At 68.5% G+C, this 20,593-nt stretch carries 18 protein-coding genes and 1 riboswitch; of the genes, 8 read left to right on the top strand and 10 right to left on the bottom strand.

Annotation, left to right across the window (positions count from 1 at the left end; genetic code table 11):
- Positions 1 to 27: 27 nt before the first annotated feature.
- Positions 28 to 1,251, top strand: a complete 1,224-nt coding sequence (locus AC3A6P_RS09625; protein WP_487691092.1) for a D-alanyl-D-alanine carboxypeptidase family protein — start codon at positions 28 to 30, stop codon at positions 1,249 to 1,251.
- Here AC3A6P_RS09625 and yhjD read toward each other — a convergent pair.
- From yhjD to AC3A6P_RS09610, 3 genes are read right to left on the bottom strand one after another with little or no spacing between them, the layout of a single operon-like run.
- Positions 1,226 to 2,290 carry an inner membrane protein YhjD gene (yhjD, locus tag AC3A6P_RS09620; protein ID WP_487691091.1) on the bottom strand — a complete coding sequence of 355 codons (1,065 nt, stop codon included), beginning with the start codon at positions 2,288 to 2,290 and terminating at the stop codon, positions 1,226 to 1,228. The two genes, AC3A6P_RS09625 and yhjD, sit on opposite strands and share 26 nt — an antisense overlap.
- A gap of 30 nt (positions 2,291 to 2,320) precedes the next feature.
- Positions 2,321 to 3,343 carry a tryptophan--tRNA ligase gene (gene trpS / locus AC3A6P_RS09615; RefSeq protein ID WP_487691089.1) on the bottom strand — a complete coding sequence of 341 codons (1,023 nt, stop codon included), beginning with the start codon at positions 3,341 to 3,343 and terminating at the stop codon, positions 2,321 to 2,323.
- A gap of 27 nt (positions 3,344 to 3,370) precedes the next feature.
- Positions 3,371 to 4,171 carry an exodeoxyribonuclease III gene (locus tag AC3A6P_RS09610; protein ID WP_487691087.1) on the bottom strand — a complete coding sequence of 267 codons (801 nt, stop codon included), beginning with the start codon at positions 4,169 to 4,171 and terminating at the stop codon, positions 3,371 to 3,373.
- 259 nt (positions 4,172 to 4,430) lie between these two features.
- On the opposite strand from AC3A6P_RS09610, the gene AC3A6P_RS09605 reads away from it, so the two are divergent.
- The 4 genes from AC3A6P_RS09605 to AC3A6P_RS09590 all read left to right on the top strand — a co-directional run bounded on the left by AC3A6P_RS09605 (position 4,431) and on the right by AC3A6P_RS09590 (position 8,841).
- On the top strand, positions 4,431 to 5,282 hold the full coding sequence (locus AC3A6P_RS09605) for an alpha/beta fold hydrolase (protein WP_487691085.1): 852 nt from the start codon (positions 4,431 to 4,433) through the stop codon (positions 5,280 to 5,282).
- A 174-nt stretch (positions 5,283 to 5,456) separates the two neighbouring features.
- Positions 5,457 to 5,576, top strand: a riboswitch (SAM riboswitch).
- A gap of 42 nt (positions 5,577 to 5,618) precedes the next feature.
- Positions 5,619 to 6,965, top strand: coding sequence for a bifunctional o-acetylhomoserine/o-acetylserine sulfhydrylase (locus tag AC3A6P_RS09600; RefSeq protein WP_487691084.1), 1,347 nt, complete (start codon positions 5,619 to 5,621; stop codon positions 6,963 to 6,965).
- Between the two features lie 14 nt (positions 6,966 to 6,979).
- Positions 6,980 to 8,101 (top strand): homoserine O-acetyltransferase MetX, encoded by a 1,122-nt coding sequence (gene metX / locus AC3A6P_RS09595; RefSeq protein ID WP_487691083.1) that lies wholly within the window; start codon positions 6,980 to 6,982, stop codon positions 8,099 to 8,101.
- Positions 8,098 to 8,841, top strand: coding sequence for a class I SAM-dependent methyltransferase (locus tag AC3A6P_RS09590; RefSeq protein ID WP_487691081.1), 744 nt, complete (start codon positions 8,098 to 8,100; stop codon positions 8,839 to 8,841). Before metX ends, AC3A6P_RS09590 begins: the two co-directional genes overlap by 4 nt.
- Before the next feature lie 265 nt (positions 8,842 to 9,106).
- Here the strand turns inward: AC3A6P_RS09590 and AC3A6P_RS09585 are convergent, their stop codons facing one another.
- Together AC3A6P_RS09585 and AC3A6P_RS09580 are read right to left on the bottom strand one after the other, a co-directional pair.
- On the bottom strand, positions 9,107 to 9,376 hold the full coding sequence (locus AC3A6P_RS09585) for a DUF3017 domain-containing protein (RefSeq protein ID WP_487691453.1): 270 nt from the start codon (positions 9,374 to 9,376) through the stop codon (positions 9,107 to 9,109).
- A gap of 8 nt (positions 9,377 to 9,384) precedes the next feature.
- Positions 9,385 to 10,233, bottom strand: coding sequence for a bifunctional methylenetetrahydrofolate dehydrogenase/methenyltetrahydrofolate cyclohydrolase (locus AC3A6P_RS09580; RefSeq protein WP_487691079.1), 849 nt, complete (start codon positions 10,231 to 10,233; stop codon positions 9,385 to 9,387).
- Between the two features lie 65 nt (positions 10,234 to 10,298).
- On the opposite strand from AC3A6P_RS09580, the gene AC3A6P_RS09575 reads away from it, so the two are divergent.
- The 3 genes from AC3A6P_RS09575 to AC3A6P_RS09565 are packed head-to-tail and all read left to right on the top strand — an operon-like array spanning position 10,299 to position 15,578.
- On the top strand, positions 10,299 to 11,480 hold the full coding sequence (locus AC3A6P_RS09575; protein ID WP_487691078.1) for an NADH:flavin oxidoreductase: 1,182 nt from the start codon (positions 10,299 to 10,301) through the stop codon (positions 11,478 to 11,480).
- 54 nt (positions 11,481 to 11,534) lie between these two features.
- Positions 11,535 to 12,914: a cytochrome P450 gene (locus tag AC3A6P_RS09570; RefSeq protein WP_487691077.1), complete on the top strand. Its 1,380-nt coding sequence runs from the start codon at positions 11,535 to 11,537 to the stop codon at positions 12,912 to 12,914.
- Between the two features lie 57 nt (positions 12,915 to 12,971).
- Positions 12,972 to 15,578 (top strand): FHA domain-containing protein, encoded by a 2,607-nt coding sequence (locus AC3A6P_RS09565; protein ID WP_487691075.1) that lies wholly within the window; start codon positions 12,972 to 12,974, stop codon positions 15,576 to 15,578.
- 284 nt (positions 15,579 to 15,862) lie between these two features.
- On the opposite strand, the gene AC3A6P_RS09560 is transcribed toward AC3A6P_RS09565, so the two are convergent.
- From AC3A6P_RS09560 to AC3A6P_RS09540, 5 genes are read right to left on the bottom strand one after another with little or no spacing between them, the layout of a single operon-like run.
- Positions 15,863 to 16,420, bottom strand: a complete 558-nt coding sequence (locus AC3A6P_RS09560; RefSeq protein ID WP_487691074.1) for a pentapeptide repeat-containing protein — start codon at positions 16,418 to 16,420, stop codon at positions 15,863 to 15,865.
- The gene (locus AC3A6P_RS09555; protein ID WP_487691072.1) at positions 16,417 to 16,989 is read right to left on the bottom strand and encodes a GTP-binding protein; all 573 of its coding nucleotides are present in this window, start codon (positions 16,987 to 16,989) and stop codon (positions 16,417 to 16,419) included. Before AC3A6P_RS09555 ends, AC3A6P_RS09560 begins: the two co-directional genes overlap by 4 nt.
- The gene (locus AC3A6P_RS09550) at positions 16,970 to 17,341 is read right to left on the bottom strand and encodes a DUF742 domain-containing protein (protein ID WP_487691070.1); all 372 of its coding nucleotides are present in this window, start codon (positions 17,339 to 17,341) and stop codon (positions 16,970 to 16,972) included. The genes AC3A6P_RS09555 and AC3A6P_RS09550 overlap by 20 nt, the downstream gene beginning before the upstream one ends.
- Positions 17,342 to 17,347: 6 nt before the next feature.
- A complete protein-coding gene (locus tag AC3A6P_RS09545) occupies positions 17,348 to 17,770 on the bottom strand; it encodes a roadblock/LC7 domain-containing protein (RefSeq protein WP_487691069.1) in 423 nt (140 codons plus the stop codon).
- On the bottom strand, positions 17,767 to 20,466 hold the full coding sequence (locus AC3A6P_RS09540) for a sensor histidine kinase (protein WP_487691452.1): 2,700 nt from the start codon (positions 20,464 to 20,466) through the stop codon (positions 17,767 to 17,769). The genes AC3A6P_RS09545 and AC3A6P_RS09540 overlap by 4 nt, the downstream gene beginning before the upstream one ends.
- Between the last annotated feature and the right edge of the window lie 127 nt (positions 20,467 to 20,593).

The raw sequence follows: 20,593 nt of genomic DNA, 5'->3' as shown, positions 1-20,593 counted from the left end.
GCCGCCCGTCGCCTAATCTCCAACTCGATGGGCACCACACGACCTCTGATCCGGCACGCCGCCGCATTGGCGGCGGCCCTGCTGATGCTGAGCAGCCCCGCACTCGCGCACGCCGAGCCGGCGCCGGACGCCTGCCCTTACCGCGTCACCACTCCCCCTGCGGTGGACGCCTCCGAAGTACCCAAGCCCGGCGACCCCACCCCGGCACCACTGGCGGTCCCCGCGAAGCCGGTGGGCGGCGACGCCCTCGGCGGCTGCGGCATCGTCGCCGCCCCCGACACTCCCCCGGTTCCCGGGGATGTCTCCGCGGAGGCCTGGCTGGTCGCCGACATGGACACCGGCGACGTGATCGCCGCGCGCGACCCGCACGGCCGCCACCGCCCCGCCAGCGTCATCAAAGTGTTGACCGCGCTGGCGTCGCTCCAGGAACTCAACCTCAACAAGCAGGTGCCCGGCACCCAGGACGACGCCAATGCCGAAGGCACCAAGGTGGGTGTGGGCCCCGGCGGCTTCTACACCGTCAACGACCTGCTGCACGGCCTGATGATGCACTCCGGCAACGACGCTGCGCACGCGCTGGCCATGCAGCTCGGCGGCTGGGACACCGCGCTGGGCAAGCTCAACACCCTGGCCAGCAAGCTCGGCGGCCGCGACACCCGGGCGGCCACCCCGTCGGGGCTGGACGGTCCCGGCATGAGCACCTCGGCCTACGACCTCGCGCTGTTCTACCGCTACGCCTGGCAGAACCAGACATTCACCGACATCGTGCGGACGCAGTCCTTCGATTTCCCGGGCCGGGACGGCAATCCGCCGTACGAGGTGGTCAACGACGTGAAGCTGCTCTACAACTACCCCGGCGCTCTGGGCGGCAAGACCGGCTACACCGATGACGCCGGGCAGACCTTCGTCGGCGGCGCCGAACGCGACGGCCGCCGCCTGATCGCGGTGCTGTTGAAGGGCACCCGCCAGCCGATCGCTCCGTGGGAACAGGCCGCCCGCCTGCTCGACTACGGCTTCAGCCTGCCGCAGGGCACCAAGGTGGGCGAGCTGGTGGATCCGGACCCGTCGCTGCTGCCCAAGGACAAGCCGACCGACGACATCGCCGCCGCGGCGGCCGCACAAGCTGCCACCATCATCCCGGCGGCCGACGCCGTACCGGTGCGGGTGGGCGTCGGCGTGGTCGGCACCGTCGTGGTCTTCGCTCTGATCATGGCGGCACGCGCCGTCAATCGCCGTTCTGGCCCCGCCTGAACCTCGAAAGCCCCAGCACGCCAACGGCTCCCGCCGCTACCGCGGCAACCGTCTGCAGCGGCCCGATACCGGGCCGCGTGATCACCCTGGTGTTGATGACGGCCGGCTCCGGTGGCGCCACGATGTCTTCCCGCAGGTTGTCTTTCGACGTGGCCGCCCATGCCGTGGCGAACAGCAGCAGCCTCGCGGTGATGTAGGCGAACACCATCAGACCGAGCACCGGACCGAACGTCGCGCCGGCGGGTCCGGTGACCACGGACGCCAGATAGATCGACGCCACCTGCTTGAAGACCTCGAACCCCACAGCGGCGATCAGCCCGGCCCGGATACTGCTGCGAAAACTGATGGACTCCCGCGGCAACCGGGCGATCATCGAGGTGAACAACAGCCAGGACACCACCACCGACATCACCAGCGACGCTGCCTGCAGCGCCACCCCGAGCCCCGGCACGTCACGGATGCCGAAGAAGCCGAGGACGGTTCGCATCGTGCCGCCGCTGCTCAGCGCGGAGAGTGCGAAGGTCAGCAGGATCGCCGCGAACACCGACACCAACGCCAGCAGGTCGGAGATCTTGGTGCGGACGAAGCCGTCGGGCTCGTCGCGGAACCGCCCCCACATCTGGCTCAGGGCCTCGCGCAGATTGCCGATCCAGCTCAGCCCCGCCCACGCCGCGGTGGCCAGACCGATGACACCGACGGTGGTGCGCGACTCGATCGCGGAGTCCATCAGCGTGACGACCTGTTCGCCCATGTCGCCGGTGATCGTCGACCGGATCCAGGCCTCCACTTCGGCCATCAGGTCGGGCCGGCTGGCCAGGATGAAGCCGGTGATAGCAAAGCCGACCATCAGCAGCGGGAACAGGGCGAAGATGGTGAAGTAGGTGATGCCGGCGGCGTAGAAGTCACCCTTGGAGTTGGTGTAACGCTCCTGCGCCAGCATGACGTGGTCGAACCAGTGCCACCGCGCCCGATACCGGTCCAGGATCCCGGGTTTCTGGTCCTCGTCGGAGGCTTCTTTGTCGTCGGTCGGCGCCGTCATCTCTGCCTCCTGGGTAGACCACGGTCGTCGTCAGGGTCGTCGCGGAAGAAAACCTAGCTGGTCGTATACCCGTTGCAACGTCGTCGCAGACACTTCACGAGCGCGGTCGGCGCCGGCGGCCAGGATCGACTCCAGCTCGGATTGGTCGGCGAGTAGTTCGTCGACGCGCGTCTTGATGGGCGTGACGAACTCCACCACCGCTTCGGCGGTGTCTTTCTTCAGGTCGCCGTAGCCGCGGCCGTCGTAACCGGCCACCAACGCGTCGATGTCGGCCCCGGTGACCGCCGACTGGATGGTCAGCAGGTTCGACACCCCCGCCTTGGCCTCCCGATCGAACCGGATCTCGCGCTCACTGTCGGTGACCGCCGAACGAATCTTCTTGGCGGTCTTGGCCGGGTCGTCGAGCAGGCTGATCAGACCTGCGTCGGTGGCCGCCGACTTGCTCATCTTGGCGGTCGGGTCCTGCAGGTCGTAGATCTTGGCGGTCGCCTTGGGGATCATGGCCTCGGGCACCACGAAGGTGTCGGGGAATCGCGCATTGAACCGCTGCGCCACGTCCCGGGACAACTCGAGGTGCTGACGCTGATCCTCGCCCACCGGCACCAGATTGGTGTCGTACAGGAGGATGTCGGCGGCCATCAGCACCGGATAGGTGAACAACCCCACCGTGGTGGCGTCGGCCCCCTCCTTCTGGGACTTGTCCTTGAACTGCGTCATTCGCGAGGCTTGCCCGAAACCGGTGAAACATCCGAGCGCCCAAGCCAATTCGGTGTGCGCCGGTACATGGCTCTGCACGAAGACGGTGGCGCGCGCAGGGTCGACACCCAGTGCCAGGTACTGCGCGGCGGTGGCCAGCGTGCGCTTGCGCAGCACCGCGGGATCCTGGGCGATGGTGATGGCATGCAGGTCGACGACGCAGAAGTAGGCGTCGTAACCCTCCTGCAGCGCCACCCATTGCTTGACCGCGCCCAGCGCGTTGCCGAGGTGCAGCGAATCGGATGTGGGTTGCGCGCCGGAGAACACGACCTGGCGCGCACTGCTGGAGTCACTCATGATGGGTCGATCTTGTCACGGCCGTGATCAGGAGTATTCGACGGTCACCGGGCAATGGTCAGACCAGCGCAGCGCGTAGGCCTCCGGCCGTTCCGTGGTGACGGTGGCGACGCGCGCGGCCAGCTTCTGGGTGGCCAACTGATAGTCGATGCGCCACCCCGCATCGTTGTCGAACGCCTTACCGCGCCACGACCACCACGCGTACGGCCCCGCAACGCCGGGATGCGCCTGACGCACGACGTCCACCCAGCCGCTGTCGAGCAGTTCGGACAGCCACTGCCGCTCACTCGGCAGGAACCCGGATTTCTTGACGTTTGCCTTCCAGGCCTTGATGTCGTTCTCGGTGTGGGCGATGTTCCAGTCGCCGCAGATCACGGCGTCGCGGCCGGTGCCGCTGAGCTCGGCCATGCGCTTGGCCAACGCCACCATGAATCGTTCCTTCTCCAGCTGCCGCGGCGTCTCGGCTTCACCGGTCTGGACGTAGACACTGGCGACGGTCAGGTCGTCGATGTCGACTTCCAGGTAGCGGCCGTGCTCGGCGAACTCGTCGACCCCGACGCCGATCCGCACGGCCTGGAACGGGTGGCGGCTCAGCACCGCCACGCCGTTACGGCCCTTCAGATGAGGTTCGGCAGACGCCAGGTGCCAGCAGTCGTCGAGCGCGGGCGCCAGGGCCTGGGCCAGCTGTTCGTCGTCAGCGCGGGTCTCCTGCAGGCACACCACATCGGCGGGGGTCTGGGCCAGCCAGGGCAGCAGGCCGAGGTTGTCGGCGGAGCGGTGCTTGACCGCGGCGCGGATGCCATTGACGTTGATGGTGCTGACGATCACGGAGTGCGACCTTAGCCGGAGGACGAAGCGGGGCGAGGCACGAGCCCCGCTGAGGAGCCCGGCGCAACCCACACGAGCCGGAGGACGAAGCGGGGCGAGGCACGAGCCCCGCTGAGGAGCCCGGCGCAACCCACACGAGCCGGAGGACGAAGCGGGGCGAGGCACGAGCCCCGCTGAGGAGCCCGGCACAACCCACACGAGCCGGAGGCGATACCGCCGGTATTGCGGTACCGCCGGTATCACCTTAATGTCGAACGACATGAATTCCCCCACCGTTGGGCGCCCCCCGATCCATCAGGGCACGGGCGAACCGATCCTGCTCCTGCACCCGTTCCTGTGCTCGCAGAATGTCTGGCGCACCGTCGCCGACCAGCTCTCCGATACCGGACGCTTCGAGGTGTTCGCCCCCACCATGGCGGGTCACCACGGCGGACCCACCGTGGGTTCGTGGATCATGGACACCGCGCTGCTGGTGGACCACGTGGAACAGCAGCTCGACGAACTCGGCTGGGACACAGCACATGTGGTGGGCAACTCGCTGGGCGGGTGGGTGGCTTTCGAACTCGAGCGACGGGGCCGCGCCCGCAGCCTCACCGCCATCGCCCCAGCCGGCGGCTGGACCCGCTACTCACCCACCAAGTTCGAGACCATCCTCAAGTTCCTGGCCGGCGGCCCCGCACTGCTGGCGGCCCGGCTGATCGGGCCACGGATCCTGAAGCTGCCTTTCACCCGCAGACTGGCGACCCTGCCGGTCAGCGGGCCGGCCGACGGGCCCAGCGAACCGGACCTGCTCGCCCTCGTCGAAGACGCCACCCATTGCCACGCCTACATCGCCTTGCTCATCAAGACGCTGACCGCGCCCGGACTGCTGGAACTGTCCGATATCCGCACCCCGGTGCAGCTGGTGCTGTGCGAGAAGGACCGGGTGTTTCCCACCCCACGCGGCAATCGCCACTTCACCGAGAACCTGCCGGCCGGGTCGACGATCCACCGGCTCGATGGCCTGGGGCACATCCCGATGCTGGAGGCACCGGGTGTGATCACCGAGCTGATCACCGAGTTCGTCGACGCCAACACCACGTCGCTGCGGGAGGCGCCCCCGGCGGGCTGACCCGCGCTTTTCCGCCCACATATATGTGCCAGCCGACGCCTCCCCGGCGTGTCGCAGGGTTCGGCACATATATGTCCGGCGGGGTGGGCGTTTTGAACGCCAGGACGTTGCGTTGGCAACGCCGAGCACTCACCCGCTGGCACCCGGCGACACCCGTGCGATACGCTGCCTACCGGTCATGAGCGCCAGCGACAAGCCCCGGCTTGCTGGCCGGCAACCCTCCAACCGCGGTGGGGTGCCCCGGGAGACGACCAGGTTGAGTAGCCGCTCGCGGCTACACGGCAAGCGCGGGTCCGGCATGGACGGGCCCCCAGAACTGATGGAGGCTCGACAGTCGTGACTGAACCCACCGATCCCGCCCTGAACTGGTCGTTCGAGACCAAGCAGGTACACGCCGGGCAGAGCCCGGACGCCGCGACCAACGCGCGGGCCCTGCCGATCTACCAGACCACCTCGTACACCTTCCGCGACACCGACCACGCGGCGGCGCTGTTCGGCCTCGCCGAGCCGGGCAACATCTACACCCGGATCATGAATCCGACCACCGATGTGGTGGAGCAGCGCATCGCCGCACTCGAAGGCGGGGTCGCGGCCCTGTTCCTGTCCTCGGGCCAGGCCGCGGAGACGTTCGCGATTCTCAACCTCGCCAACGCCGGTGATCACATCGTGTCCAGCCCGCGCCTCTACGGCGGCACGTACAACCTGTTCCACTACACATTGCCCAAGTTGGGTATCGACGTCACCTTCGTGGAGGACCCTGACGATCTCGACTCGTGGCGCAAAGCCGTCGCACCGAACACCAAGGCATTCTTCGCCGAGACGATCTCCAATCCCCAGATCGACATCCTCGACACCCCCGGCGTCTCGGGAGTGGCTCACGAGCACGGCATCCCGCTGATCGTCGACAACACCATTGCCACCCCCTATCTGATCCAGCCGATCAGCCAGGGCGCCGACATCGTGGTGCACTCGGCCACGAAGTACCTCGGTGGGCACGGTTCGGCCATCGCCGGGGTGATCGTCGACGGCGGCAGATTCGATTGGACGCAGGGCCGCCATCCCGGCTTCACCACCCCCGACCCCAGCTACCACGGCGTGGTGTTCGCCGACCTCGGGGCGCCGGCGTTCGCGCTCAAGGCCCGGGTTCAGCTGCTGCGTGATCTCGGCTCGTCCGCGTCGCCGTTCAACGCGTTTCTGATCGCCCAGGGACTCGAGACGTTGAGCCTGCGCATCGAACGGCACGTCGCCAACGCCCAACGGGTCGCCGAGTTCCTCGAAGCCCGCGACGACGTGCTGAGCGTGAACTACGCCGGCCTGCCGTCCTCACCATGGCATGAACGGGCAAAGTCGTTGGCGCCGAAGGGAACCGGTGCGGTGTTGGCGTTTGAACTGGCCGGCGGCATCGAGGCCGGCAAGGCGTTCGTCAACGCACTGACGCTGCACAGCCACGTCGCCAACATCGGCGACGTCCGGTCACTGGTGATCCACCCGGCCTCGACCACCCACGCCCAGCTGACCCCCGAGGAGCAGCTGACCACCGGTGTCACGCCGGGCCTGGTTCGGCTGGCGGTCGGCATCGAAGGGATCGACGACATCCTGGCCGATCTCGAGCAGGGTTTCGCCGCGGCGAAGGCGGTCGGCGACGGGCAGGTCGCCGATCCGAATGCCGTGGCGGCCTTTTGAGCGAGGAGTGTCCTGTGACGATCTCTCCTGAGTTGACCGCCACGCTTCCCGCCGAGGGAGAAGTCGGTGTCATCGACATCGGCCCACTCACGCTCGAAAGCGGCGCGGTACTCGACGATGTCAGCATTGCCGTCCAGCGCTGGGGCGAATTGTCCCCCGCCCGCGACAACGTGGTGATGGTGCTGCACGCGTTGACCGGCGACTCCCATGTCACCGGCCCGGCCGGCCCCGGCCATCCCACCCCGGGCTGGTGGGACGGTGTCGCCGGTCCCGGCGCCCCGATCGACACCGACCGCTGGTGCGCGATTTCCACCAACGTGCTCGGCGGGTGCCGCGGCTCGACCGGACCCAGTTCACTGGCTCGTGACGGCAAACCGTGGGGTTCCCGATTCCCGGTGATCTCGGTGCGCGACCAGGTCAACGCCGACGTCGCTGCGCTGGCCGCGCTCGGCATCACCGAGGTGGCGGCCGTGGTGGGCGGGTCGATGGGCGGCGCACGGGCGTTGGAATGGGCTGTCAGCCAACCGGATTCGGTGCGTGCCGCGTTGATCCTGGCCGTCGGCGCGCGGGCCACCGCCGACCAGATCGGCACCCAGTGCACCCAGGTGGCCGCCATCAAGGCCGACCCCCACTGGCAGGGCGGCGACTATCACGGCACCGGCCGCGCACCCGAGGCCGGACTGCAGATCGCGCGCCGCTTCGCGCACCTGACCTACCGCGGCGAAGTCGAGCTCGACACCCGGTTCGCCAACGATGCCCAGGGCGACGAGAACCCGCTCGACGGCGGCCGGTACGCGGTGCAGAGCTACCTGGAACACCAGGGCGGGAAGCTTTTGGCGCGATTCGATGCTGGAAGCTATGTGGTGTTGAGCGATGCGCTGTCCAACCATGACGTCGGCCGCGGCCGCGGTGGCGTGACCGCCGCGCTGCAGGCGTGCCCGGTGCCAACCGTGGTCGGGGGCATCACCTCCGACCGGCTGTATCCGCTGCGGTTGCAACAGGAGATCGCTGATCTGCTGCCGGGCTGCGACAAGCTGGAGGTGGTCGACTCCATCTACGGCCACGACGGTTTCCTGGTGGAGACCGAAGCGGTAGGCCAGTTGGTGCGACGGACGCTGGAGCTGGCCGCGCGGTGAGCAGGTCATCGAGCTCCTGGCAAGAGCTGTCGCTGTCGTTCGGCTCGGCGGCGGCCGCCTACGAGCGCGGCCGCCCGTCGTATCCACCCGAGGCCATCGACTGGCTGCTGCCGCCCGGCGCGCAGAAGGTCCTCGACCTGGGTGCCGGCACGGGCAAGCTCACCACCCGGCTGGTGGAGCGCGGGTTGGATGTCGTTGCTGTCGATCCACTGGCCGAGATGCTCGAAGTCCTCAGTGCCGCACTGCCGGACACCCCGGCGCTTCTCGGTACCGCCGAGGAGATCCCGCTGGCCGACAACAGCGTCGACGCGGTGCTGGTGGCCCAGGCCTGGCACTGGGTGGACCCCGAGCGCGCCATCCCCGAGGTGGCCCGCGTGCTGCGGCCCGGCGGACGGCTGGGGCTGGTGTGGAACACCCGCGATGAACGGCTGGGCTGGGTCAAGGACCTGGGCCGGATCATCGGCCACGAACGCGACCCGTTCAGCCAGGAAGTGACCCTGCCCGCGCCGTTCGCCGACATCGAGCGCCACCACGTGGAGTGGACGAATTACCTGACCCCGCAAGCGCTGATCGATCTGGTGGCCTCGCGCAGTTACTGCATCACCTCCCCCGACGAGGTGCGTACCCGCACGTTGGGTCAGGTGCGCGAACTGCTTGCCACACATCCCGCACTGGCCAGCTCCACCGGACTGGCGCTGCCGTATGTGACCGTCGGGATCAGGGCTTCACTGTCTGGCTGAGCAGCCTCTCGCCGCGTCGAGTTCGTTGAGCAGCAGCCCGAATCCGTTGGCGCGGATACTGAGTCGAAGCGGTGGGCTGGGCTCGTGATCGTCGAGCCAGTGCCTGACCTCGGGTGCAGCCGGTGCGCCGAGTGCATTTCGATGTGCAGGCCCGGCAAGGTGTCCGGGAAGTTCTGACCCCCGGATGTCGCGCGTTCCAGTAATGCCCCATGACGGCACTTTACGGACGCGGCGACACCGCGGCGTCGGGTCTGGCGCCGAAATGTCAGCTGGTGCCGAGCCGGTCGATGGTCCAGGCGATGTAGATGACGGCCGCCCCCACCGACGCGGTGGTGAGGAAATCGATGCCTTTGGTGCGGACAGCCAGCAGACCTGCACGGTCGTCGGGCAGCGCCAGTCGCAGCACCGCGGCGACGCCGACGGCGATGCCTAGCAGCAGCGCACCCCGGCGCCAGTAACCCGCGGCCACCAGGATGAACGCGGCCACGAAGATCAGCCCGACCGTCACGATCGGCCACTGGGTCCGCAGCCGCATCCGGAGGTTCACGCGAACTTCTCGGCTCTTTCCACCACGTTGGTGAGCAGGAACGCGCGGGTCAGTGGGCCCACCCCACCGGGATTCGGCGAGACATGGCCGGCGACCTCCCAGACGTCGGGGTGCACGTCCCCGGTGAGCTTGCCGTCCACCCGGCTCACCCCGACGTCGACGACGGCGGCGCCCGGCTTGACCATCTCGGCGGTCACCATGTGGGGCACCCCGACCGCGGCGATGATGATGTCGGCTTCGGCGGCCAGCTCCGGCAGATGACGAGTCGCGGTGTGGCACAACGTGACTGTGGCGTTCTCCGAACGGCGGGTGAGCAGCAGCCCCAGCGGCCGGCCCACGGTCACCCCGCGGCCGATGACCACCACCTGGGCGCCGGCGATCTCCACCTCGTAGCGGCGCAGCAGGTGCACGATGCCCCGCGGGGTGCACGGCAGCGGGGCGGGCTCGTTGAGCACCAGCCGGCCCAGGTTGGTGGGGTGCAGGCCGTCGGCGTCCTTGTCGGGGTCGACGCGCTCCAACGCAGCGTTCTCGTCCAGGTGCTTGGGCAGCGGCAACTGCACGATGTACCCGGTGCAGTCGGGATTGGCGTTGAGCTCGTCGATGGTCTCCTCGAGCGCCGCCTGGCTGATATCGGCGGGCAGGTCACGCCGGATCGAGGTGATGCCCACCTTGGCGCAGTCGGCATGTTTGCCGCGGACATACGCCTGGGATCCGGGATCGTCTCCCACCAGGATCGTCCCGAGTCCGGGGGTCCGCCCCTGAGCGGTCAGCGCCGAAACCCGTTCTTTGAGGTCGACGAAGATCTCGTCGCGCGTGGCCTTACCGTCCAGAACTTTTGCACCCACGCTGGACATTGTTCCATCCGCCGTTTCGTTGACACCGTCGGCAACGGCGTGTTGAGGTTCGAAGTATGAACACCAGCCCAGATGTGTTCAGTCCCGCGAAGCTGGGGCCGTTGACGCTGCGCAACCGCATCATCAAGGCCGCCACCTTCGAGGCGTCCACCCCCAACGCCCTGGTGACTGACGACCTGATCAACTACCACCGCAGACCCGCGGCCGGTGGTGTCGGCATGACCACCGTGGCGTACTGCGCCGTCGCCCCGGGCGGACGCACCGACGGCTGGCAGATCTGGATGCGTCCCGAAGCGGTGCCCGGTCTGCGGCGACTCACCGACGCCGTCCACGCCGAGGGCGCCTTGATCAGCGCGCAGATCGGCCACGCCGGACCGGTGGCAAATGCCCGCACCAACAAGGCGCAGGCCCTGGCCCCGGTGCGGTTCTTCAACCCGATGTCGATGCGCTTCGCCAAGAAAGCCACCCGAGATGACATCCGGGAGGTGACCGAAGCCCACGCCAACGCGGCCCGGCTGGCCATCGACTCCGGTTTCGACGCCGTCGAGATCCACCTGGGCCACAACTATCTGGCGAGCTCGTTTCTGAGTCCGTTGATCAACCGCCGTGACGACGAGTTCGGCGGGTCGCTGGAGAACCGCGCGAAAGTGGCGCGCGGCACCGTGCAGGCGGTGCGCCGCGCCGTCGGCGACCAGATCGCGGTGACCGCCAAGCTGAACATGGCCGACGGGGTGCGCGGCGGCATCAACACCGAAGAGTCACTGCAGACCGCGAAATGGCTGCAGGACGACGGCGGGCTCGACGCGATCGAGCTGACGGGAGGCAGCTCGCTGGTGAACCCGATGTACCTGTTCCGCGGCGACGCGCCGGTCAAGGAGTTCTCCCGGGCGTTCAAACCGCCGATGCGCTGGGGTGTGCGGATGATGGGCAAGAACTTCCTGCGCGAATACCCCTACCGCGAGGCCTATCTGTTGCGCGAGGCTCGGTTGTTCCGCGCCGAGCTGACCCTGCCGCTGATCCTGCTCGGCGGCATCACCAACCGGGAGACCATGGATCTGGCCATGGCGGAGGGCTTCGAGTTCGTCGCGATGGGCCGTGCGCTGCTGGCCGAACCGGACCTGATCAACCGTATTCAGGCCGACAGGGATGTGCGCTCGGCCTGCACGCACTGCAACCAGTGCATGCCGACCATCTACAGCCACACCCACTGCGTGCTGACCGGCGCCCCGGATCGCTGAGACCGCTCTCCCGGTGACTGTTTCGGCCAGTTCAGACCGGGTAGCTCAGCTGAGATGTCGTCCACTGAACACCCCACTTTGTCGGGAGCGCGGGCACTGGCCGCGCTGGCCGACTTGGCGTTGCCGTCGGTGGCCGCAGGCGCGGTCCTGCGCCGCAAACCGGTGGTGAAACTCCTCGAACGCACCCAGGCCGACCGGCGGGCGATCAAACGGCTACGTCAGCTGCGGCACCAATTCCATGGCGCGCCAGTTCTTTTGGACCTCAAACTACGCAAGATGCTGGTGGTCACCCACCCCGAGGACGTCGCCTTCGTCCTGAACCAGTCGCCGACGCCGTTCCACCCGGCCAACGTCGAAAAACGTAAGGCGCTGAGCCAGTTCCAGCCCCACGGAGTGCTCATCTCGCCGCGACGGTTGAGGATCGAACGTCGGGCCGTCAACGAGGCCGCCCTCGACACCGCCGAACCCCTGCACCGGTTGGCGGCCGAGTTCGCGCGTGTCATCGACGAGGAAGCGCGCGACCTCACCGACCGCGCGCAGGCATCCGGCACGTTGAGCGCGGCGGACTTCGAGATCACGTGGTGGCGGATGGTGCGCCGGCTCACCCTGGGTGATCGCGCCCGCGATGACGAGGCCATCACCGACGATCTGCGTCGACTCCGCTCGGCGGCCAACTGGTCCTTCGCCGCGCGCCCGCACCGGCGCGTGCGCGAGCGGTTCTTCGCCGGGCTGCGTCACTACGCTGTCCACCCCGATCCGCGCAGCCTGATGGGTGCTCTGCTCGAGATCCCGGCCGACCCCGCTGTCGATGCTCTGGGGCAGGTGCCGCAGTGGCTGTTCGCCTTCGACGCCGCCAACATGGCCACCATCCGGGCGTTGGCGGCCTTGGCCACCCATCCGCGACAGCTCGGGCACGCACGGGCCGACTCGGGGCACCCGCACCTGCCGAAGCTGCGGCCCTACCTGCGGGGCTGCGTGTTGGAGTCGGTTCGGCTGTGGCCCACCACCCCGGTGCTGCTGCGTGACATCGCCGGCGACGCGCATTCCGAGGACATCGAATGGGGCGCGGCGTCAGGCCTCGTCCGCGTGCCGCGCGGCACCGGGGTGTTGATCGCCGTTCCGGCCTTTCACCGCGACCGTGAGCTGCTGGCATTCGCCGACGACTTCGAACCCACCCTCTGGGTCGACGGCCGCGCTCAACAATATCCGCAATTGGTGCCGTTCAGCGCCGGACCCGTGGAGTGCCCGGGGCGCAATCTGGTGCTGTTCAGCACCAGCACGATGCTCGCGCAACTGTTGTCCCGGCTGGAGCTGCGGCTGCTGGCCGACCACGGCTTGAACCCCGAGGCTCCCCTCCCGGCGACGCTCGATCAGTACGGCCTGCGCTTCGCCGTCCGGGCCCGGATCGCGATGGAGCCGGCGCCGACGCGCTGACCGTGCCGCCGCGCGGCCACCCGCGTGGAATGAATCCCTACGGTTAGAGTTGACGCGATGTCTCGACCAGCCGCACCTGCACTGACCGTTCGGCATGACGGGTCTTCGCGCACTTTCGCCGCGGGCAATGATGTTGTTGTCGGCCGGGACTTGCGTGCGGACGTACGGATCGCCCACCCGTTGATCTCACGTGCGCACCTCGTGCTGCGCTTCGATCACGGTCGCTGGCTGGCGATCGACAACGGGTCGCTCAACGGCATGTTCGTCAACAACCGCCGCGTCGCCAACGTGGACCTGCGCGACGGGCTGGCGGTCAACATCGGCAACCCCGACGGACCCCGGCTGGAGTTCGAGGTGGGCCGGCACACCGGGTCGGTCGGCACCCCGCCGCAGACCGCAGCCGTGCCGGTGGCCCCCCGCCCAGGCACCGGAACCCATCCGTCGCCGCCGCAGTACCCGACCGGTGGCGGTTCCTGGGGAACCGCGGGCTCGCCGTCGGCGCCGATGTCGCGTCCGCACACCGGCTATCAGACACCGCCGCCGCACTACCCGACCGGGGCGCGTCCGCAGGCCCCCTACTCCCCGCCGAGTCAGTCCCAGCCGGCATCGCGTCCGCCCGCCTCGGGTGCGATGCCGACACAGATGGGGCCGACGGCCATTCCGCCGAAGTCCTCCGACGGCTCCAACCTGGCCACCAGCATGCTCAAGATCCTGCGGCCGGGCCGGGCTCCCGAGGTGCCCGCCGGCGGGATCAAGATCGGTCGCGCTACCGACAACGACATCGTCATCCCCGATGTACTGGCCTCGCGCCACCACGCCACCCTCGTCCCGGCCGCTAGTGGGCCGGGGACCGCGGAAATCCAAGACAACCGCAGCATCAACGGCACGTTCGTCAACGGCCAGCGGGTCGACGCGGCCGTCCTGCGCGAGGGCGATGTGGTCACCATCGGCAACGTCGACCTGGTGTTCACCGGCGGCACCCTGGCGCGGCGGTCGGAGACCCAAGCCGCCACCCGCACGGGCGGGCTCGAGGTCCGCGGCCTGACGTGGACCATCGAGGGCAACAAGACCCTGCTGAACAACATCTCCATCGACGCCCGCCCGGGCACGCTGACCGCGGTGATCGGACCGTCGGGTGCCGGTAAGTCGACGTTCGCCAAACAGGTCGCCGGCCTCACCCACCCGACCGACGGCCGGGTGACCTTCGAAGGCCACGACATCCACGCCGAGTACGCCTCCCTGCGCTCCCGGATCGGCATGGTGCCCCAGGACGATGTGGTGCACGGACAGCTGACCGTCAAACAGGCGCTGATGTACGCCGCCGAGTTGCGGCTGCCGCCGGACACCACCAAAGAAGACCGCGAGCGCGTCGTCATGCAGGTCCTCGAGGAACTCGAGATGACCAAGCACCTCGAGACGCGCGTCGACAAGCTCTCCGGCGGTCAGCGCAAACGCGCCTCGGTGGCACTCGAGCTGCTGACCGGGCCGTCGCTGCTGATCCTCGACGAGCCCACCTCCGGCCTGGATCCCGCACTGGACCGCCAGGTCATGACGATGCTGCGCCAGCTGGCCGACGCCGGCCGCGTGGTGCTGGTGGTCACGCACTCGCTGACCTACCTCGATGTGTGCGATCAGGTGCTGCTGCTGGCACCGGGCGGCAAGACCGCGTTCTACGGACCGCCGAGCCAGATCGGGCCGCAGCTGGGCACCACCAACTGGGCCGACATCTTCTCCTCCGTCGCCGGTGATCCGGACGAATCGCACCAGCGGTTCCTGGCCCGCAGCGGTCCACCGCCGCAGGCCGAGGCCTCCGAAGCACCCGCCGACCTGGGTAAGCCGGCGAAAACCAGCGTGCGACGGCAGTTCTCGACCATCGCGCGCCGGCAGATGCGGCTGATCGTCTCCGACCGCGGCTACTTCATCTTCCTGGCGTTGCTGCCGTTCATCATGGGTGTGCTGTCGCTGTCGGTGCCGGGCACCGTCGGCTTCGGCGTGCCCGACCCCATGGGCGACGCTCCCAACGAACCCGGCCAGATCCTGGTGCTGCTCAACGTCGGCGCCATCTTCATGGGCACGGCGCTGACGGTGCGTGACCTGATCGGCGAACGCGCGATCTTCCGCCGTGAGCAGGCGGTGGGGCTGTCGACGACTGCCTACCTGCTGGCCAAGGTCTGTATCTACGCGGTGTTCGCGATCATCCAGTCCTCGATCGTCACCGCCATCACCATCCTCGGCAAGGGGTCGCCGACCCAGGGCGCCCTGACGTTCCTGAGTCCCACCGTCGAACTGTTCGTGGTGATGGGTGCGACGACCGTGACCGCCGCGATGGTGGGTCTGGCGCTGTCGGCGCTGGCGAAATCCAACGAGCAGATCATGCCGCTGCTGGTGGTGGCCGTGATGAGCCAGCTGGTGTTCTCCGGCGGCATGATCCCGGTGACCGACCGCCTGGTGCTCGATCAGCTGTCGTGGATCACCCCGGCCCGCTGGGGCTTCGCGGCCTCGGCCTCGACCGTCGACCTGATCCATCTGGTGCCCGGGCCGCTGACGCCCAAGGACTCACATTGGGAGCACACCGGCAACGCCTGGTGGTTCGACATGGGCATGCTCGGCGCGCTGTGCATCGCCTACCTCGGTTTCGTGCGCTGGAAGATCCGGCTCAAGTAGGTCGGCGGGCCCCTTCCCCGCGCGACATATATGCGGTTTACGACGCGACACGCCGCGCTGGCGTAGCTGGGCACATATATGTGCGCGGGCATGCCTCTGCGACCACCCACATATATGCGGTTTTCAACGCGACACGCCGCGCGGGCGTCGCTCAGCACACATATGTGCCGGCCAGGGCCCTGCAACCACCCACATATATGTGGTTTTCAACGCGACACGCCGCGCGGGCGTAGCTGAGCACATATATGTGCGCGGGCGGGGGCGCGACAGCAAGGGCGGAGCGTTCACTCCCCGTGCACGTCGAGCCCGTGGGCAGCGGCGAAGGCCAGCGCCTGCGGCAGGTCGATCCGCGCACCGCTCAGCGACGCCAGTGTCCACAGATCGGGATCCACCCGCGCGCCCCGCAGATCCGCGGAGTCCAGCCGCGCTCCCCTGACCCGTGCGCCCGTCAGATCTGCCCCGCGCAGCACCGCCTTGCGCAGATCGGTCTCCACCAGCCCCGCTTCGCGCAACCGGCAGCCGGCCAGGTTGGCCCCGCGCAGATCGGCGCCGGCCAGCACCGCCAGGGTGAAGTCGACTTCGTCGAAGATGATGGGCCGCAGGCGGCAGTCGGTGAACACCGACCCCATCAGACTGCAGTTCCGAAACGCGCTGTGCCACAGCGAGCTGCGAGTGAACCGGCAGTTGCGAAACGCCGAACCCTGATGCTCGGACTCGGCGAGGTTCACGCCACTGAAGTCGCAATCGTCGAACACCACCCGGTCGGTACGCAACCCCACCAGGTCGTCGTCACGAAAGTCGTGGCCGACGAATTCACGGTCGGCCCACACGGTCTCCGTCACGCTGACAGCGACTCCAGCGCGTACTCGCTGACGGCAATGAGGGCGTCCTTGGCGGAGTCACGGTTGCGCGCGTCGACGGTGATCACCGGGATCCGATCCGCCAACGCCAACGCGGCGCGCACCTCGTCCACGGCGAACCGCTGCGCCCCGTCGAACTCGTTGACGGCCACCAGGAACGGGATCTTGCGGTCCTCGAAGAAGTCGACGGCGGCGAAGCTGTCCTCCAGCCGACGGGTGTCGACCAGCACGATCGCGCCGATCGCGCCGTGCACGAGGTCGTCCCACATGAACCAGAAACGGCGCTGCCCGGGTGTGCCGAACAGGTACAGCACCAGGTCGTCGCCCAGGGTGATGCGACCGAAGTCCATCGCGACGGTGGTGGTGGATTTGGCCGGGGTGGGTTCGAGCTCGTCGACGCCGGCGGACACATTGGTCACCATCGCCTCGGTACGCAACGGCATGATCTCCGAGACGGCGCCCACGAAGGTGGTCTTGCCGACCCCGAAACCACCGGCGATGACGATCTTGGTGGAGGCGGCATCGCGTCTCTCAGAGTGCCCTGAGCCCACGGAGCGTCCTTCCTATGAGTTCACGACGATCGTCGGTGGTCGAGCTGTCGGTCAGCGTGGTGTGCACTTGAAGGTAACCCGAGGTGACCAGATCACCGACGAGGACACGGGCGACACCAAGTGGAACATCCAGCCGCGCCGAGATCTCGGCCACCGATGGGCTCTTGATGCAGAGCTGGATGATCCTGCCGCGCAGATCGTTGGGCGGCCAGCGGTGGAACAGCGCGGACTGCACCGTCTGGATGGGCGCCGCCAGGGGCAGGTCGACCGCGCTCTCGGTGCGGCCCGCGGTCAGCGTGTAGGGCCGGACGAGGTTGGCCTCACGGTACGGGTTCGGATCCGGCGGGTGCATCGCGGCTCACGAGGTCTGAGGTGCCCGGCGGCGGGTGGAGGAGACCACGCCGCCGACGCGTTCGGCCAGCACCGCCATCTCGTAGCCCACCTGTCCGATATCGCAGGACTTCGACGCCAGGGTGGCGAGTTGGCTACCGTCGCCCACCTGCATGATCAGCACGTAGCCGTGGTCCATCTCCACCACCGATTGCAGCACCCGCCCACCGTCGAACAGCTGCGCGGCGCCGGCGGACAAACTCGCCAGCCCGGACGTGACGGCGGCCAGCTGGTCGGCCCGCTCAGGCGGCAGGTGTGCGCTGGAGGCGATCAGCAGGCCGTCCACCGAGACCAGAACGGCGTGTGCGACACCGGGGATGTCCCTGGCGAATTTCGACACCAGCCAGTCGAGCGGATTCTCCTGTTGGGCCGCACCCGGAGCGGAACTCATTCGTGATCGTGCCCTTCGGTCGAGTTGCTGTGGGCGGCTGAACGGCCTGCGTGGACACCGGAGAAGTGACTGCCGAGCGCGGAGCGGATCGCGTCGGGATCCCGGGTCTCGGCGGGTTCGCGCTGTTCGGCCGCACCGTTGGCCGGTATCGAGGCCGCGCCGCCGGGGACCAGCCGGGCACCCGGCCGGCGCACCGGCAATCCGTGGTCGGTGTGCGATTCCACCGGCACGTTCTCGACCTCGGCCGCTGCCGCCCAACCGTTGTCCCACACCGATTTCCAATCCTGCGGTGTGGCCAGCTGCTGCAGGTCCTGCGGGTCCACCAGCCACTCCGACATCATGTTCTGGTAGATGAGGTCCACATCGGAGCTCGTGGCTTTCGGCTCGGATTCCGGTTGCTCGTCGGACACCACCGGTGGCTCTGGTTCCGGGATGTCCCGGTGCTCCTGGGCCTCCCACTCCGCCCGCCGCCGTGAGGCGAAGAACCCGGACGTGTCCGCGGGCGCCTGCCCAGTGGGAATCTCGTCGTCCTGTGCAGTGCCGGACCACCACGTCTGCTGCTCACCAGGGGGCGTCGCCTCGGCGGGCGTACCGGTGATCCCGCTGGAACCGGGCGTGCGACGCGGCAGCGGAGTCACCGAGGCCGGGGCGTCCTGGACGGCAGCGGGGTCCACCCGTGGGGTGTGCGAACCGGGCCCGACGGGGTCCTGGAACAGCGAGCGCTCGACGGGCGGCTCCGGCTGCGCGACCGCCGGGGCCGGTTCGGGCTGGGTGAACGCCGCGTTGTTCTGGAGCAGTTCGGGCGGAAGGTAGAGCTGGGCGGTGGTTCCGGTCTTCGTGCCGTTGCCACTGACCAGCAGTCGCACCGTCATACCGTGTTGGCGGGCCAACCGGCCCACCACGAACAGGCCCATGTGCCGGGTGCTGTCGGGGCTGGCTTCCCCGCCGGCACCCAGGCGCATGTTGGCGATGCGCAGGTCGCCGTCGGTCATCCCGAGACCCGCATCGTCGACGTCGACCAGTACGCCGCCGTTGCTGGTGTGTACCGCCGTCACCCGGACCTGTTCGGTGGGCGGTGAGTAGCGCAGCGCATTGTCGATCAGCTCGGCGAGCAGGTGCACCGCATCACCGGAGACGGGGCCCAGCACCGCACAGTCCGGCACCATTCCGGTGTCCACCCGCTGGTACTCCTCCACCTCGGAGACCGCGGCGTTGATCAGCGACACCAGGGGAAGCGCCTCGCTGTGCTCGCGGGTCACCTGCGCGCCGGCGAGCACCAGCAGGTTGGCGCCGTTGCGGCGCAACCGGGTTGCCAGATGGTCGAGCCGGAACAAACTGTCGAGGCGGTCAGCGTCCTCTTCGTTGCGCTCGAGCTGGTCGATGAGCGACAACTGTTGATCCACAAGCGATTTGTTGCGCCGCGACATGGTCTCGAACATGTCGTTGACCGTCACCCGCAGCCGCGCTTCGTCACCCGCCAGCAGCAGCGCCTGCGTGTGCAGTTCATCGACCGCGTGGGCCACCTGCCCGATCTCTTCGGTGGTGTGGATGGGCAGCGGGTCCGGTTCGCGTTCGTCGCCGGCTTTGACGCGGTCGATTTCACGCAGCAGATCCTCGTGGGCGATCTTCAGTGCGCCGTCGCGCAGCCTGCGCAGCGGCCGGGTCAACGACCGGGCCACCACGACGACGATGCCGAGCACCAGCAGGATGGTCACCAGGACCACCGCGGCGTCCCGGATGGCGTCGCTGCGTGCGTCGGCGGCCTCGGCCCGCACCGTGGTGGTGATGCTCTCGGTGGTGTCGGTGATGAGCCGCTGTGCGATGTCGTCGGTGGTCTGAATCGATTGCAGCAGATCAGGATTGCCGATCAGCGGAATGCCTGGATTGGACAGCACCTCGAGCCGCTGCACCATCTGCGAGCGCAGGCTCGACGCGTCGTCGGAGGCGCCGCCGAGCAACTCGGCCATGCCGCGGACGGTGGACGGTTCGGTGCCGGCGAGCGCCACCATCGACGAACGCAACTCCGGTTCGGGCAACGCCGCACCGCCGTCGACGAGCATGCGCTGCATCGCCATCTGGCCGCGGGCACCGACGGCGCTCGCCAGGCCTTCGGCCTGCACGCGGACGTTCTCGTTGGCCACCCGGACCGATCCGGTGATGGCCGTTTCGGCGGTCAGCAGCAGCGGCGAGAACGTGGTGACCTGTTCGCGCAGAGTCGCATTCCCGGCGTCGACCCGGTCCAGTAGCTCGCGCCCCAGCGTCAGCAGGTTGGTCGCGGCCAACCGCACATCGGAAGCCGGCGCGACGGTGTCCGTGCGCTGCTGCAGTTCGGCACTGGCAGCGTCGTATTCGGCATCCGCCCCGCCGACGTCGCCGCTGGACGCGTTGGCCACGAGCGCGTTCTGCAGCGCCGCCATGTAGTCGTTGACCGCCGGCACCAGGTCGGCGCGCTCGGCGGCCACTTTCAGGTCGCGGGCCTCGGAGATGCTGGCGGATACCCGCACGCCGCCGAACACCCCGGCCAGCAACAGCGGGACCAGCGCGATGGCGACCACCTTCCAGCGCACGGGCCAGTTGCTCAGCGACCAGCGCGGCGGCTTGCTGATCGGTGCGGCGGCCGGCGGTATCAACGCGGGTTCGGGATAGGCGCCCGGCTGTCCGGCACCTGCCCCAGCGCCGGCGGGCCGATCGAACATCGTCACCGCGACGTGTCCGTCTCCCGCGCCGCGCGAGCATTCGCGCCGCTGCCTGGTGGTGCTTCGGCCTCGTTCATAGGACTTCCTGCTGATTCGACCCGCGGCGAGAGTGTCGTGGGCGCAATTC

The sequence above is a fragment of the Mycobacterium sp. Soil_C_30 genome (assembly GCF_057656995.1).
Note: the sequence above shows the minus strand (reverse complement) of the source record. Positions and strands in the feature narration are given on the sequence as shown.